General features: G+C 70.6%; 15 protein-coding genes. 6 read left to right on the top strand and 9 right to left on the bottom strand.

From position 1 onward, the window contains the following. Positions 1 to 16 precede the first annotated feature (16 nt). The 9 genes from F6A08_RS00825 to F6A08_RS00785 all read right to left on the bottom strand — a co-directional run bounded on the left by F6A08_RS00825 (position 17) and on the right by F6A08_RS00785 (position 8,324). Entirely contained in the window at positions 17 to 1,126 is a 1,110-nt protein-coding gene (locus tag F6A08_RS00825) for a hypothetical protein (protein WP_151458340.1), read from the bottom strand. After that, on the bottom strand, positions 1,126 to 1,914 hold the full coding sequence (locus tag F6A08_RS00820) for a hypothetical protein (RefSeq protein ID WP_151458339.1): 789 nt from the start codon (positions 1,912 to 1,914) through the stop codon (positions 1,126 to 1,128). Before F6A08_RS00820 ends, F6A08_RS00825 begins: the two co-directional genes overlap by 1 nt. Further along, complete coding sequence (locus F6A08_RS00815) at positions 1,911 to 2,975, bottom strand: VWA domain-containing protein (RefSeq protein WP_151458338.1); 1,065 nt, start codon at positions 2,973 to 2,975, stop codon at positions 1,911 to 1,913. Before F6A08_RS00815 ends, F6A08_RS00820 begins: the two co-directional genes overlap by 4 nt. Continuing rightward, positions 2,972 to 3,958, bottom strand: coding sequence for a VWA domain-containing protein (locus F6A08_RS00810; protein ID WP_225855687.1), 987 nt, complete (start codon positions 3,956 to 3,958; stop codon positions 2,972 to 2,974). The genes F6A08_RS00815 and F6A08_RS00810 overlap by 4 nt, the downstream gene beginning before the upstream one ends. Next, positions 3,949 to 4,440, bottom strand: a complete 492-nt coding sequence (locus F6A08_RS00805) for a hypothetical protein (protein ID WP_151458337.1) — start codon at positions 4,438 to 4,440, stop codon at positions 3,949 to 3,951. The genes F6A08_RS00810 and F6A08_RS00805 overlap by 10 nt, the downstream gene beginning before the upstream one ends. After that, positions 4,427 to 5,314: a DUF58 domain-containing protein gene (locus tag F6A08_RS00800; RefSeq protein WP_017201340.1), complete on the bottom strand. Its 888-nt coding sequence runs from the start codon at positions 5,312 to 5,314 to the stop codon at positions 4,427 to 4,429. Before F6A08_RS00800 ends, F6A08_RS00805 begins: the two co-directional genes overlap by 14 nt. A 40-nt stretch (positions 5,315 to 5,354) precedes the next feature. Then, entirely contained in the window at positions 5,355 to 6,506 is a 1,152-nt protein-coding gene (locus F6A08_RS00795) for an AAA family ATPase (protein ID WP_225855686.1), read from the bottom strand. A gap of 106 nt (positions 6,507 to 6,612) precedes the next feature. Further along, positions 6,613 to 7,548 carry a DMT family transporter gene (locus tag F6A08_RS00790; RefSeq protein WP_017201338.1) on the bottom strand — a complete coding sequence of 312 codons (936 nt, stop codon included), beginning with the start codon at positions 7,546 to 7,548 and terminating at the stop codon, positions 6,613 to 6,615. Between the two features lie 83 nt (positions 7,549 to 7,631). Next, positions 7,632 to 8,324: a Pr6Pr family membrane protein gene (locus tag F6A08_RS00785; RefSeq protein ID WP_151458336.1), complete on the bottom strand. Its 693-nt coding sequence runs from the start codon at positions 8,322 to 8,324 to the stop codon at positions 7,632 to 7,634. 220 nt (positions 8,325 to 8,544) lie between these two features. On the opposite strand from F6A08_RS00785, the gene F6A08_RS00780 reads away from it, so the two are divergent. The 6 genes from F6A08_RS00780 to F6A08_RS00755 all read left to right on the top strand — a co-directional run bounded on the left by F6A08_RS00780 (position 8,545) and on the right by F6A08_RS00755 (position 15,149). Further along, positions 8,545 to 9,831, top strand: a complete 1,287-nt coding sequence (locus F6A08_RS00780; protein WP_026049610.1) for an adenylosuccinate synthase — start codon at positions 8,545 to 8,547, stop codon at positions 9,829 to 9,831. An 11-nt stretch (positions 9,832 to 9,842) separates the two neighbouring features. Then, entirely contained in the window at positions 9,843 to 10,973 is a 1,131-nt protein-coding gene (locus F6A08_RS00775; RefSeq protein ID WP_151458335.1) for a lactonase family protein, read from the top strand. Between the two features lie 45 nt (positions 10,974 to 11,018). Further along, on the top strand, positions 11,019 to 12,392 hold the full coding sequence (locus F6A08_RS00770; protein ID WP_420846029.1) for an MFS transporter: 1,374 nt from the start codon (positions 11,019 to 11,021) through the stop codon (positions 12,390 to 12,392). A gap of 78 nt (positions 12,393 to 12,470) precedes the next feature. Beyond that, complete coding sequence (locus tag F6A08_RS00765; RefSeq protein ID WP_151458334.1) at positions 12,471 to 13,052, top strand: biotin transporter BioY; 582 nt, start codon at positions 12,471 to 12,473, stop codon at positions 13,050 to 13,052. A gap of 222 nt (positions 13,053 to 13,274) precedes the next feature. Next, the gene (locus tag F6A08_RS00760; protein WP_151458333.1) at positions 13,275 to 14,708 is read left to right on the top strand and encodes a dihydrolipoyl dehydrogenase family protein; all 1,434 of its coding nucleotides are present in this window, start codon (positions 13,275 to 13,277) and stop codon (positions 14,706 to 14,708) included. A 138-nt stretch (positions 14,709 to 14,846) separates the two neighbouring features. Next, on the top strand, positions 14,847 to 15,149 hold the full coding sequence (locus F6A08_RS00755; protein ID WP_017201330.1) for a DUF427 domain-containing protein: 303 nt from the start codon (positions 14,847 to 14,849) through the stop codon (positions 15,147 to 15,149). The last annotated feature ends 33 nt before the right edge of the window (positions 15,150 to 15,182 follow it).

Raw genomic sequence — 15,182 nt, 5'->3', positions numbered from 1 at the left:
CCTGATCCGCCGCGGCCTACTCGAACCCGGGGTAGTCCTGCAGCCTCTCCTCGAACTCCGCGCGGTCGGCCTCGCTGAGCACGCCGCTGGCGACGGCCACCAGCTGCAGCCCCTCGATCGGCTCCCCGGTGCGGGCGCTCTGCGCCTCGCGCGCTGTCCGGAAGCCGCCGTCCCTGTCGTTCGACAGGTCGTAGATGTTGGCGTAGAAGCGCATCGGATCGGGGAAGTTCTCGGTGTAGTACTCCCACGTCGTCTGCGTGCGCGGGTCGTCGCTGCCGTAGAGCTTCGCGATCATGGAGGGGTCGATGCCGGAGTTCGTCGGGTCGTTGAAGGAATAAAGGTCCCAGAGCCCGTGCGCGACGACCTCCTCGCTGATCGCGGCCATCACCTCGAGCTTGCGGTCGTAGCCCTGAACCGGCTCGTTCGTCGCCCACGCCGTGGACGTGTACTCGATGAGCATCGACTCCCCGCCGTAGCCGTTCCGCTCCGGGCGCAGGTCCTCGTCTCCGACCTCTGTCCACGTGTAGCCGAACTCGGCGGTGAGACGCGCACGGATGTCGGCGAACAAGGCGTCGGACTGCGCACGCACCTCTTCCAACGACTGCTGGGAGAGAGCCTCCTGCGGGTCCTCGCCCTTGATCCCGGGGTACGCCTCGGCGTGCTTCTGCTCGGCGGTCTTCGCCCCTTCGTAGTTGCCCGATGCGGAGGTCTGCAGGGCGCTCATCCCGCCGACCGTGGCCACGTTGAACAGGATCGTCACGATCAGCGCGATCGCGCCGAGCCTGCGGCCGCGCGGAGAGAGGAGGGCCGCGATGACCGTCGCGACGACGACCAGCTGCAGCGCGAGCATGGTGATGCCGTACAGGGTGTCCGTGCCGCCGGCGAAGAACACGCCGAACAGCACCAGGGCGAACAGGACGGCGGCAGCGAGGGCCACCCAGCCGAGGACGTTCGCCGGCTTTCGAGGGCCCTCCGCGAGTGCTGCCGTCGCGACCGCGGGGGCAGCGGGAGCAGCGGGAGCAGGGGTGGTCTGCCTCCGTGCACCGCGATACCCGCCGGGCGGGGGAACCGGCGGGGCGCCTTCGGTCCCGGCGATGTATCGGGACCGCTGCTTCTCGTGATCCATCACCATGGCTTGTCCGTCCCCGTGCCGCCGGGCTCGTCGCCCCGCTGCTGGTCGCGCTCCTGCGTGCCCTGCTCGAGCTTGTCCTGCAGGTCGCGCAGCTTGTCCTCGGAGGGCTGCTCCTGCTCCGGCGGGGTGGGCTGCTCCTCCGGCTGCTGCTGCTGCTCCTGTTCCTGCTGCTTCTGCTTCAGGCGGTCCTCGTTGCCATCGAGGGTGTCGGACATGTCGCGCTGCGGATCGGAGGACTGCTGCTGCGCCTCGTCGCTGCGGCACTCCTCGGGAGTCTCGACGGTGATGGTCAACGCCTCTCCGTACAGCTGTGCTGCCGTCGCGCCGTCCCCGTCGGCGCGCGCGGCGTCACCCATCCGCTCCACGACGAGGGCGAGGTTGATCCGCACGCCGCAGACCTCCAGCCCGGTGGCGAGGTCCAAGGACTCCTCGAGCTTCGCGCGCGCCTGAGGGAGCTGCTCCGCCGCCCCGAGTGCGGTGCCGATGTTGAAGGGGGCCTTGTACGGCTCGAACCAGTTCAGGAACTCCTGGCCGCGGGCCGCGCCCTCGGAACCGGCGAAGTCGTCGATCACATACGCGGTGATCGACTGATGGGCGAAGGCGTACATGCTGAGCAGCTTCCCGACGAAGAACAGGGCGGCGAGCGTCAGGGGGAGCGTCCCGATCGCGACCCATCGGCGGATGCGGCGTCGGCGGCGGTTCGACCGGAGCAGCTGGGCGGCCGCTTCGGACGACAGGGGTGCGGCGGTGCTCGCGTCGGCCCGGGTGGAGAGGTCGGTCACGTTCGCTCCCTCGTCCGGTCGTCCGGGAAGCCGTCGCTCCGGACCGGGGCACGGAGCCCGCGCAGGCGCGCGATCAGCAGCGTGGCGCGCGCGAGCTCGAATCCGAGGATCGCCAGGATCACGAGAGCCACGAGCCAGGAGAGCTCCATCACGTTTCCGACCTCGCCGGCCTCGGCATAGCCGGTGGTGGTCGATGGCGCCTCGGGAAGGGTGGGCGCGGTGTCGGCCGTCCGGTGCTCGTAGACGATGCCGAGCTGGTCGGCGATGATCTTCAGATTCCCCTCGTCGATCACCGACAGCGCATCAGCACCCTGGTACTGGATGTACTCGGAGCCGCCCTCGGCGACGCCGCCGGTCGTGATGCGCATCCGCCCGCCCTCGGCCGTGCCGTAGCCGAACACCGCCCCGGCGTCGGTGTATCTCTCGCTCGCACCGAACGCGGCCGGCGCCGAGCCGTCGGTCTGCTCCCCGTCGCCGAAGTAGAACACCATTCGCGAGCGGTCGCCCGAGGACTCGGCGGCAGAGGCGAGGGTCTCCTCCAGCAGAGGAGCGGCCACCCCGATGGAACTGCCGCGGGACTGACTCGTGACCTCCGGGCGCAGCACCTCGAGCGACCCCATCAGCGCCGTGGTGTCGGTGGTCAGCGGCATCCGCAGCTCGGCCGCTGCATCGGCCGTGATCAGGGCGAACCGCGCGCCGGGGTACTCCGCGACGAGGGCCCGCACGTCCTCTCGGATGCCGTCGAGCCGCGGTTCGCCGTCGCCCCAGTCCTCGGCGACGATGCTGGCGGTCGTGTCGACCACGAGCACGATGTCGGTATCGGTGGCGAGCGTCTGGGTGGCACCACCGGGGATGCCGGGACGCAGCAGCAGCAGGGCGCATGCGAGCACCAGCAGGACGCGCAGCGCCCAGAGAGCCCGATGCCCAGCGAGCGTCCGCGTGTCGGTCACGCGCCCACCGGCGCGCTGCGGCGTACGCACGAGGACCCAGATCGCGAGCGCGACGACCGGGACGCACAGCAGGGCGATGAGCAGCGGATTCAGAACGGGCTGGAGGATCACAGGCGCACCCTCCACAGCACGACGACGAACCCCAGGAGGCACACCGACAGCAGGACGATCCACAGGTTCGGGGTGTCCGTCCAGACGACCTGCGCCTCCCCACGCAGCTCGGTCGCCTCCTGCTCCTGCACCTGGGAGACGATGTCCGAGACGGTCGTCGTATCCCGCAGCCCGAAGGCGGCGCCCCCGGTGGCTTCGGCCGCCCTGGCGAGTTCGGCGCTCACGGCCGCATCCTTGCCCTGCACCGGATTCAGCGCGAACACGCGCACGTTCCGGGATGCGGCATAGGCCGCCGCTTCCTCGAGGGTCACGATCGAGGCGCCGTTGACCTCGTTGTCCGTGGCGAAGATGACCGACCGCGACCGGTCGTCGTCGGGGTGGTCGAAGCCCATCGCGCACGAGGCGAGACCGTCGCCGATCAGGGAGGCTCCGTCGCCGTTCAGCGTTCCCACCCAGTGCTCGGGGACGCGGTCGGTGAAGTCGAAGCTCCGGGTCATGCTCTCCAGGTGCTCCCGGATGAAGTCGTAGTCGTCGGTCAGCGGGAAGATCTGCACGGGTGAGCTGTTGAAGATGGTCAGGCCGATGCGCTCGCCCTCGAAGTCGTCGAGCAGCTCGTCGAAGACGGTGAGCACCTCGACGTCGACCTCGGACATCGATCCCGACACGTCGAGGCACAGCATGATGTCGCGGCTGGTGTTGACAGGCTGGATCGTCTGCGCGGACATCGGGCGGGCCGCCACCACCCCGGCGACGACCGACGCCACCACGGCCAGCGCGAGGATGCCGGAGAGGGCGACCGCCCGCTGAGCGAGTGCCCGGCGGAAGGTCGGCAGAGTGCGCACACGCTCGGCACGCGCGACACGGGCCGCGTCGCCGCCGGAGGATCGCCCGCCGCGCCGGAGGCCGAGGGCCAGCCCGACCGCGACGGCGATCAGGACGACGGCGCCGGCGACGATCAGCATCCAGGTGTTCGCTAGTGCCATGCCCGCACCACCGTCCGTGCGGCTTCGGCGCCGGCGATCGGATCGATCGCGGGGCCCTGGCGGAAGATGCTCGGGTAGTAGTGCCGACTCATCGCGTCGATCAGGGCGGGATGGACACCGCGGGCGACGAGGTCGTCCAGCGCGAGGACCGGCGCCTCCAGGCCGCTGTACTCGTTGACGAAGGTGCGCACGACCCGGCTCAGGTCGAGGTTCGCCTGTCGAGCGGACAGCCGGCGCTCCCGGTAGTCGGTCTCGATCTGCTGGATCCTCCCCAGATACTCCGTCCGCAGCTGGGAGAGCACATCGATGATGAGCCGTGAGTGCCCGGCGTTCGCGTCCGGCACGGAGAGCACACGGCGGGGGCGCGTGAGCGCGATCAGCAGCCACGCCCCGAGCACGAGGAGAATCAGGATGCCGATCGCGAGCAGCATCCATCCCCAGCTGTACTGCGCCGGGGGATAGAGCTCGTCAGAGCCGGGCATTCGACCTCCGATTCAGCAGCTGCAGCAGCTGCGCGACGGCGTCGTCCTGCCCGTCGAGGGAGGAGTGGCTGATCTCCATGCGGGTGAGCAGCTCGGCGAGGCGGGCGGCATCCGCTTCGCGCTGTGCCGTCAGCTCCTGCACGATGCCGCGGTCGCCCTGCACGAAGTCCGGCACCTGCCAGCGGCTGTCCGCGTCGGCGCGCATCCGTCCCGTGCGGTGGTCGAGCACCGGGTCGGCGTCGCGCAAAGTGAGCCAGAGCACGTCGTGCTGCACGCGCAGTCGCCGCAGCATCTTCTCCGTCTGCTCCGTCACAGGGGCCTCATCGGTGACCACCACGACGATCATGCGCCGCGAGATGGTGCGGGTCACGAAGGAGAGCAGGGCGTCGCGGTCGCTCGGCGCGGCGCTCTCGTCGATCGCGCGGTCGATCGTCCGCAGCGCGTGCTCGAGCGCTCCCTCGCTGCGTCCGGGGGCGAGGCGGCGGACGCGCGCGGCGTCGCCGTAGACGGTCGTGAAGTCGTCGCCGTGGCGCAGGGTGAGCACGCCGAGCACACCCGTCGCCAGGATCGCCAGCTCTTTCTTCGAGCGTTCGTCGGCGGCGAGGGCGTTCATCGACCGACCGGTGTCGACGACGAACAGCACCGTGTGCATGCGTGTCGCGCGGGAGCGCTTGACCAGCGGGGTGCCCAGCCGGGCGGTCGCGCGCCAGTCGATGTCACGCACCTGATCGCCGTACTCGTACTTGCGCAGGTCTTCGAAGTCGAGGCTTCGCCCGTGCAGGAGCGACGCGTAGGCGCCGTCGAGCGCATGCAGCGACTTGCGCGTCGAGTGGATGAAGAGCTTGCTCTTCACCTGCGTGATCAGGCTGGGCATCTGGCTGAGGGTCCCTGAGCGTGTCGAAGGGTGTCGAAGGTCAGGGCGTGGGCACGGAGGCGAAGATCTGGTCGATGATCTCCTCGCTGCGGATGCCTTCCGCGTCGGCCTCGAAGGTCAGGAGCACGCGGTGGCGGAGCACGAGGTGGCGCAGCTCGCGGATGTCCTCAGGGAGCACGTGCGAGCGGCCCTTCAGCAGCGCGAGTGCTCTGGACGCCTGCAGGAACGCGATGCTCGCACGCGGACTCGCCCCGTACTTGATGAAGCGCGCGCGGTCCTCGCCGATGTAGGGCGCGGGATTCCGGGTGACGTAGGCGATCGACACGATGTAGTTGCGGATCGCCGGGTCGACGTAGATGCGGCTCGCGACGTCCTGCAGCAGGTGCACGTCGTCGAGGCTGACGGCGCTGGCCACGTGCCGATCGGGGTCGAGGACGCCGGAGTCGATGCGGCTGAGGACCTCGAGCTCCTCGGCCGGGCTCGGGTACTCCACGATCTCCTTGAGCAGGAAGCGGTCCATCTGCGCCTCGGGCAGCTCGTACGTGCCCTCCTGCTCGATCGGGTTCTGCGTGGCGATCACGAGGAACGGCTTGGGCAGGTGGTGGATCTCGCCGCCGATCGTCGTCTGGTGCTCCTGCATCGCCTCGAGCATGGCGCTCTGGGTCTTCGCGCTGGAGCGGTTGATCTCGTCGAGCAGCACGAAGTTCGCGTGCACGGGACCGAGCACCGTGCGGAAGGAGCCGGTCGCGGCGTCGTAGATCTGGTTGCCGGTGATGTCGCTCGGCAGCAGGTCGGGCGTGCACTGGATGCGCTTGAACTGCGCCTGCACCGTGTCGGCGAGGGTGCTGGCCGCGGTGGTCTTCGCCAGTCCCGGCACGCTCTCGAGCAGGATGTGCCCGCCCGCGATGAGCGCGACGAGCAGGCTGGTGCGCAACCGCTCCTGGCCGACCATCTTCGCCGAGTACGCGGCGGAGATGACGCGGAGCACTTCGGAGGCGCGCGACAGCTCGGCGTCGGAGGGGGCGCGCGTCGCGGACGTCGGGGCGGACGCGGCTGCGCTGGACGCGGGTGCTGCGGTGGACGCGGGTGCTGCGGCGGGCGGGGCTGCCGTGGCGGAAGCGGCCGCCGAGGGTGCGGGCGGGGGCGGCGGCGCGGAGATCGTCGGCGGGTTCTGCGGGTGAGGCTCGGTCATCGCTCTTCAGGTCTCCCTCGTGTCGCACGAGGGACCGCAGTCGCGCCCGTCCCTCCGCGGACCAGCGTAATCGCAACCGCTCCGCCGCCGCGCGGATGGACGGCTCCTACGACCGATCTCGCGCGCGCTGCCAGCGCATCCTCGTGATCAGCACGCCGAGCAGGCACAGGGCGCCGCCGACGAACATCAGCGGCGTCGGCACTTCGCCCAGGATCGCCCAGGACATCAGGATCGCCAGGGCGGGGACGACGTAGGTGGTCGCCGACGTCTGCCCCGCCGTGCTGCGCTGCAGGACGTAGGCCCAGGTCGTGAAAGCGATCGCCGTGGGGAAGACCCCGAGGTAGACGACCCACAGGGTCGCATCCAGCGGCGCCGACTGCAGGTCGCCGATGAGAGCGCCGATCCAGGGGAGCAGGGCGATCGCGCCGACGACCGCGCCGAGCCAGGTCAGCGTGGTCGGGTCGGCGCCGGCGGTGAGCAGGTGCTTCTGCAGCAGTGTGCAGCCCGCGTACATGACGGCGGCCAGGAGCGCGAGCAGCAGGCCGGTGATGTCGGGGCCCGCGCTGGTCGAGGAGTTCATGCCGATCAGCACGACTCCGAGGAACGCGATCGGCGCGCCGATGATCAGCGGGCGGGGAAAGCCCTCGCGCAGGAACAGCCCGCTGAAGACGACCACCATCAGCGGAGCGAGATTCACCACCATCGCCGCGGTGCCGGCATCGAGCGTGCGCTCCGCGCTGTTCAGGGCGAGGTTGTAGACGCAGAACCACCCCACGCCCCACACCACCACGAGGAGCCAGTGGCGCCGCGCGGGCAGGCGGATGCCGTGGCGCAGGGCGATGAGGGTGAGCACGACCGCGCCCACCGCCATCCGCAGCAGGGCGAGCGCGCCGGGGTCGAAGTGCGGTCCGGCGCCGCGGATGCCGATGAACGCCGAGGCCCACAGCACGACGGTGACGAGCGCGGCGACGAGGACGAGCGGCCCCTGAGCGCGGGGCTTCGTCTCGGCGGAGGGGCCGGTGCCCCCGGTGGTCTGCGGCATGCTTCGATCCTGGCAGGGGCCTCCGACACGGGGCGACGGGCCGGAGCGACAGCCGCCGACGGTTTTCCGCCAGGCGTCGAGCGTCAGGAGGCGGAGCGGTCGCCCCGGCGGCGGCCCACCCAGACCGCGAAGGCCGCGGTCGCGATGATGATCGCGGCGATCAGCAGCACCCAGAGGGCGACGCCGCCGTAGCCGCCGTTCAGGCGCGGGTCGAGGAACGGGTACGGATACCACCCCGCCCTGCCGGTGGCGGGGGCGATCACGAGGTTCGCCCGGATGAGCGTGTACACGACCCAGCCGATCGGGAAGATCGCGGCGATCCCGATCGCACCCCACCCGAGCGCGCGGCGGCGCGGCGCGAAGAGCAGGTCGGCGAGCAGAAGGAGCGGGATCACCACGTGCAGCACCTCGTTCGACCAGGCCACCGTGGCACCCTGAGGCAGCTCGATGCCCCGCAGCAGGGTGTTGTACACGATGCCGGTGACGATCATGTAGGTGCTCGCGCACATCAGCAGGACAGCCAGCCACCGGGGTTCCGGCCGTGCGTCCCGGTGCGTGAGCGCCCAGATCCCGCCGGTCGCCAGCGCCACCGCGGCGAGCACGTTCGACAGGATCGTGAAGAAGCTGAAGAAGTTCACGAAGACGGTCGGCAGATGCGCACCCCACGCCGTGTCCGCGGCGGCTGCGATCTCGAGCGTCCGCACCAGTTGGGCGACGATCGCCGCGACCGCGAGCGCGGATGCCGCGAGTCGTACGTAGGGCCACCAGGTCTTCATTTCGCCTCCGCCGCACACTGTAGCGATCCCCACCCCGCTCCCGTCGCACTTTCTGTCGCCTTCCCCCGCCCAGACCGACGGTTCTCGCGACGGGAGCGCACCCCGGGGGGCCACGGAGTGCGGGCCCTGGGGTGTCGGAGGGCGCCCGATAGGATGGGATCGCCCGCAGAGGGCCAGCTCATCGGCCGGTGCAAACCCGGCGAAAGCCAGGGGGTTACCCATGCCAGGAATCGTTATCGTCGGCGTGCAGTGGGGCGACGAAGGAAAGGGCAAGGCCACCGATCTTCTCGGTGAGCGCACCGACTGGGTGGTGAAGTTCAACGGCGGCAACAACGCCGGGCACACCGTCGTCGTGGGCGACGAGAAGTACGCGCTGCACCTGCTGCCCTCCGGCATCCTCTCGCCCGGGGTGACGCCCGTCATCGGCAACGGCGTCGTCATCGACCTCGAAGTGCTCTTCTCCGAGCTGGAGGCCCTGTCCGCCCGCGGCATCGACGTCTCGCGGCTCAAGGTCAGCGCCAACGCGCACATCATCACGCAGTATCACCGCACGCTCGACAAGGTGACGGAGCGGTTCCTCGGCAAGCGCAACATCGGCACCACGGGCCGCGGCATCGGCCCGGCCTACGCCGACAAGATCAACCGCGTCGGCATCCGCGTGCAGGACCTGTTCGACGAGAACATCCTGCGCCAGAAGGTCGAGGGCGCCCTCGACCAGAAGAACCACCTCCTCGTGAAGGTCTTCAACCGCCGTGCCGTCACCTGCGACGAGATCGTGGAGGACCTGCTGTCGTACGCCGACCGGCTGCGTCCGATGGTCGCCGACACCGGCTACCTGATCGCCGAAGCGCTGGATCGCGACGAGGTCGTCGTGTTCGAGGGCGGCCAGGCGACCATGCTCGACATCGACCACGGCACGTACCCTTTCGTCACGTCCTCGTCCGCCACGGCCGGCGGCGCAGCCACGGGCTCCGGTGTCGGTCCCGGTGCGCTCGATCGCATCGTCGGCATCGTCAAGGCGTACACGACGCGCGTCGGGTCCGGCCCCTTCCCGACCGAGCTGTTCGACGAGCAGGGCGAGTGGCTGCGCAAGCAGGGCTTCGAGTTCGGCACCACCACCGGGCGTCCGCGCCGGGTCGGCTGGTACGACGCCCCCATCACCCGGTACGCCACCCGCATCAACGGGATCACCGACCTCGTGCTCACCAAGCTCGACATCCTCACCGGTCTCGAGCAGATCCCGGTGTGCGTGGCGTACGACGTGGACGGCGAGCGCTTCGACGAGGTGCCGGTGAACCAGACCGACTTCCACCACGCGAAGCCGATCCTGGAGTACTTCCCCGGCTGGAGCGAGGACATCTCGACCGCGCGCACCTTCGAGGACCTGCCGCAGACCGCACAGGACTACGTGCTGGCACTGGAGCGGATGAGCAACACGCGCATCTCGGTGATCGGCGTCGGCCCCGAGCGCGACCAGGTCATCGTCCGGCACGACCTGCTCGACTGACCGGGCGCTCCATGACGCGATTCTGGCTCGGCGACTACGGCCCCGGCATGGACGGTGCGGCCGACGGGATCGGACTGCTCGCGGGCGACGAAGGTCGTGAGGCGACGACGCTCGCCTATCGGGGTGCGGTGGTGCAGGCGCCGTCGCCCTCGTGGCTGGCCCGGCATCCCTCCCTCGACGTCGTCTACGCCGCGCTGGAGGGGGATGCCGCCGTGCAGGCCTTCGCCCGGACGGGGGAGTCGGTGCTCGCACCCCTGGGCGCGCCTGTTCCGGTCGGAGACGGTGTGTGCCATGTCGCGGTCGCCCCGAACGGCTCTTCCCTGGTGGCGAGCTGCTACGGCGACGGCCGCGTCGTGCGGTTCGCGCTCGACGGGGAAGGACGCATCCTGCCGCCGAGACCGGATGCCGCTGCGGCACTGCGCGCTGCTCTCTTCGGCGACGACCTGGATCCGGACGCTCCGCCCGCGACGCCCCCCGGTGACGGGGTGGCGGCAGTGGACCCGTATGCGGTCGGCGGGGATCGCACCTCGCACGCCCATGCCGCGGTGTTCCTCACGGACGGACGCATCGCCACGACCGACCTCGGGTTCGACCTGGTCCGCATCTGGCGTGCTTCGACAGGCTCAGCAACCCAGGGGTCCGCGGGCTTGACGCTCGATCACGAGGTCGTGCTTCCGCTCGGCACCGGTCCGCGGCATATGGTCATGCATCCCAGCGGACACCTCCACGTGGTCACCGAATACTCGTGCGAGGTCTTCACGCTCGCGGCGGCGGCCGACGGCACCTGGAGCGTCGTGGCGTCGACCCTGTCGAGCCCGATCGCCCAGGTCGGCACCGACTTCCCGGCCGAGCTCGCCCGCTCGCGTGACGGGCAGTTCCTCTACACGGCCCTGCGCGGGAGCAACACGATCGCGGCGCTGCGCGTGCGCGGGGGAGGCGAGTCCCTGGAATCCGTGGCACTCGCCGACTCGGGCGTCGACTGGCCGCGTCACCACCTCGTCCACGAGGGCAAGATGCTGGTCGCGGGCCAGCGCTCGGACACCATCACGCTGCTCGACCTCGACGAGCGGACCGGCGCCCCTCTCGGCATCCGGCACGAGGCGCAGGTCCCGACGCCGACCCACTTCCTGCCGGTGCGCTGAACCGCGCTTGACCTCAACCTCGCTTGAGGTTCTAGCGTCGTCTCCATGACCACGGAGACCGAGCAGGGATCGATGCCGGGCGCGGCCGCACCGCGCATCCTCAGCAGCGAGTACGTCTGGATCACCATCGGCGCGTGCGCGCTCGTGTTCCTCGGCGCGTTCGAGTCCCTCGCGGTGACCACGGTGATGCCGACCGTGAGCGCCGACCTCGGGGGCGAGCGGCTGTACGCGCTCGCGTTCGCCGGACCGCTCGCGACCGGGGTCATCGGCATGGTCGTCACGGGGAACTGGGCCGATCGTCGCGGTCCGGTCGCTCCGCTGTACACGGCGGTCGGCATCTTCGTCGTCGGGTTGCTGATCGCAGGTCTCGCTCCGAGCATGGAGATCCTCGTCGCCGGACGGTTCGCGCAGGGCCTCGGCAGCGGTGGGTTGATGGTCGCACTCTACGTTGTCGTCGCCCGCGTCTACCCGCAGGAACTGCATCCGGCGATCTTCGCGGGCTTCGCTGCGGCGTGGGTCATCCCCTCGCTGATCGGGCCGACGGTCGCCGGAGCGGTGACGGAGCTGTGGAGTTGGCACTGGGTGTTCCTCGGCGTGGTGGTCCTGGTGCTGCTGGCGCTGCTGATGGTCATCCCGGCCCTCCGCGGATTGGCGGGCGGAGGGGATGCGACGACGCCCTGGTCGCTCGGTCGACTCGGGTGGTCGGTCCTCGCCGCTGTCGCCGTGCTCGCGCTGAACCTGGTCGGCGACATCCCCGGAGTCGGCCCCTGGCTGGCCGTCGTCGCCGTGGTCGTCGCGCTCATCGCGGTGCGACCGCTCGTCCCCCGAGGCACGCTTCGCGCCCGGCGAGGGCTGCCTGCGGTCATCCTCGTCCGCGGGCTCGGTGCTGCCGCGTTCTTCGGCGCGCAGGTGTACCTGCCGTATCTGCTGACGGATCGCTACGACCTCTCGCCCACCCTCGCCGGGCTGTCCCTCACCGGCGGCGCCCTCGCCTGGTCCATCGCGGCGACGGTGCAGGGGCGGATGGGCGCGCGCCTGTCGAGCGTGGCGGCCGTGCGCTGGGGCACGATCCTCGTGCTGGCCGGCATCGCGCTGACGGTCGCGACCGCGGGCTTCGGCTGGGAGGCGTGGACGGCGGCGGCCGCGTGGGTCGTGGCGGGAGCCGGCATGGGGCTGATGAGCCCGCGCAGCAGTGCGCTCACGCTGGCGCTCTCGACGCCGGAGACCCAGGGCTTCAACAGCGCGGCCATGACCGTCGCCGACTCCTTCGGCAGCGCGATGGCTCTCGCCGTCACCGGAGTGCTGTTCACCGCCCTGGCGGCAGCCGACCCGTTCCTCGGTGTGTTCGTCCTCGCGGCGGTGCTCGCGCTCGCCGCGGCGGTCCTCGCCCCGAGGGTCGGCGTGGGCGCGGGCCGCTGAGCGGGATTTGCGCGGTCGGCAACCGGTCCCTACGCTGATGAACGGTGTTCAGGTGAACATCGTTCAGGAAGGATCCTCATGACCGCTGCGCCCCGAGACACCTCTGCGACACTCGGCCGGGTGGCCGTGTTCGCCGCCCTCATCATCGTGCTCGGGACCGTCGTCGTCCCGCTCCCCGGGGGAGTGCCGATCACCGGTCAGACGCTCGGCGTGATGCTGGCGGGTCTGATCCTCGGTCCGCGGATCGCGCCGCTGTCGATCGCGCTCGTGCTGGCCCTGGCGGCGCTGGGGCTTCCGGTGCTCGCCGGCGGTCGCGGCGGCCTCGGCGTCTTCGTGGGACCGACCGTGGGGTACATGATCGGGTGGATCGTCGGGGTCGTCGTCATCGGACTCCTCATGCGCACGGGCCGCTTCACCTGGTGGCGGACGGCCCTCGCGGCGCTCGTCGGCGGGGTGGCGGTCGTCTACGCCTTCGGCATCCCGGTGCAGGCACTCGTGACGGGCGTGCCGATCGACCTCACCGCGCTGTCGAGCCTCGCCTTCCTGCCCGGAGACCTCATCAAGGTCACCGCGGCCACCCTGGTCGCCGTCGCCCTCCGCCGCGCCTACCCGCGCGCGTTCCCCGACCGCCGCATCCCGACGACCCCCGTCCCCGCCTGACCCCGTCCCGTCGCCCCTCCGTGCGGGCACTTGTCGGACCGATTTACGGATGTCGGACCGGATCATGCCCTCCGGCCCGACATCCGTACAACCGCCCGACAGGCGTGCGCCGGAACGGGATTCGGTGTCCGGGGAACAAGTGGGCCGTGACTCGGTGTTGCTGATGAGCGAGACTGGCCACGGAACCGGCTGACGGAACCGGCCGACGGAGAGGTGCGACGGATGACTGCGGAGAAGACCGACGAATACGACCTGATCGTGCTGGGCGGAGGACCGGTCGGGGAGAACGTGGCCGACCGCGCCGTGCAGGGCGGACTCACGGCGATCATCGTGGAGAGCGAGCTCGTCGGAGGGGAATGCTCGTACTGGGCGTGCATGCCCTCGAAGGCGTTGCTCCGCTCCGCGCAGGCACTGCGGGCCGCACAGCACGTCGCCGGAGCATCGCAGGCGGTGACAGGGAAGCTCGACGTGCGAGCGGTGTTCGACCGTCGTGACTCCTTCACCAGCAACTGGTCCGACGACGGCCAGGTGCAGTGGCTCGACTCGGCCGGCATCGACCTGGCGCGCGGACACGGTCGGCTCACGGGCGAGCGCGAGGTGACCGTGACGGATACCGACGGCGGGGAGCGCGTGCTCCGGGCGCGGCACGCCGTGGCGATCAGCACCGGGTCGGACGCGGTCATCCCGCCCATCGACGGCCTGCGCGAGGCAGCGCCGTGGACGAGCCGCGAGGCCACCAGCGCCGAGGAGCTCCCGGAGAGCCTGGCGGTGATCGGCGGGGGCGTGGTGGCCGTGGAGATGGCGACCGCGTACGCCGCCCTCGGCTCGACGGTCACGGTGATCGCCCGCAGCGGTCTGCTCGGCGGGATGGAGCCCTTCGCGGGGGAGCGCGTCGCCGCGGGGCTGAAGGAGCTCGGCGTGGACGTGCGCACCTCGACGGGCACGACATCCGTGCGGCGGGACGACAGCGGCGTGACGATCACCCTCGACGGCGGAGACGAGATCGTCGCGGCGGAGGTGCTGGTCGCGACGGGGCGCTCTCCGCGCAGCGGCGACATCGGCCTGGAGATCGTCGGCCTGGAGCCCGGGCGCTGGATCGAGACGGATGACACCCTCCGCGTCCCCGGTTCCGAGTGGCTCTACGCGGTGGGCGACGTGAACGGACGCGTGCTGCTGACGCACCAGGGCAAGTACCAGGGCCGGGCCGCGGGCGACGTCATCGCGGCACGCGCGAAGGGCGAGGACGTCGACGACGCCCCGTGGGGCCGTCACGTCGCGACAGCCGACCACGCCGCCGTCCCGCAGGTCACGTTCTCGATCCCCGAGGTCGGATCCGTCGGGCTCACCGAGGCAGCCGCGCGGGGGGCCGGCACCGCCGTGCGGGCGGTCGACTACGACCTGGGCTGGGTCGCGGGCGCGAGCCTGTACGAGGACGGCTTCGCCGGACAGGCGCGCCTGGTCGTCGACACCGACCGCGACGTCGTGATCGGCGCCACGTTCGTCGGACCGGAGGTCGCGGAGCTCGTCCAGGCCGCGACCATCGCGATCGTCGGCGAGGTGCCGATCGCCCGGCTGTGGCACGCGGTGCCGTCGTACCCGACCATCAGCGAGATCTGGCTGCGGCTGCTGGAGGGCTACGGCCGCGACTCGGCGTGATCATCGAGGCAATCCGTTCGCGCGGCGGCGCCGAACAGGATCGGGATTGTTTCTCACATTGACGACCTCTCGCGCAACCCGCACCCCGATGTCGCACCCGTCTTATACGCTCTTACCCACATCCGAGGAGGCAGGACCATGAAGGCTGTACTCGCAGGAACCGTCATCGCCGAGGCCGACGAGAGCGACCTCGTCCGCATCGAGGGGAACTGGTACTTCCCGCCCGCGTCCATCGCGCCGGACACGCTCGTCGAGAGCCCCACGCCGTACACCTGTCCGTGGAAAGGCGAGGCGCAGTACTTCTCCGTGCAGACCGACAGCGGACTGCATGAGGACTACGCGTGGTCGTACCCGCATCCGTATCCCTCCGCGTTCGATCGCGTGGGCAAGGACTTCTCGGGCTACGTGGCCTTCGATCCGCGCGTCGAGGTCGGCCCCTAGCCACCCCCCGCCTCGCATCGATCGACCGACTGG

The sequence above is a fragment of the Microbacterium algeriense genome (genome assembly GCF_008868005.1).
Taxonomy (GTDB): domain Bacteria; phylum Actinomycetota; class Actinomycetes; order Actinomycetales; family Microbacteriaceae; genus Microbacterium; species Microbacterium algeriense.
This window is presented reverse-complemented; position numbering and strand designations above follow the sequence as displayed.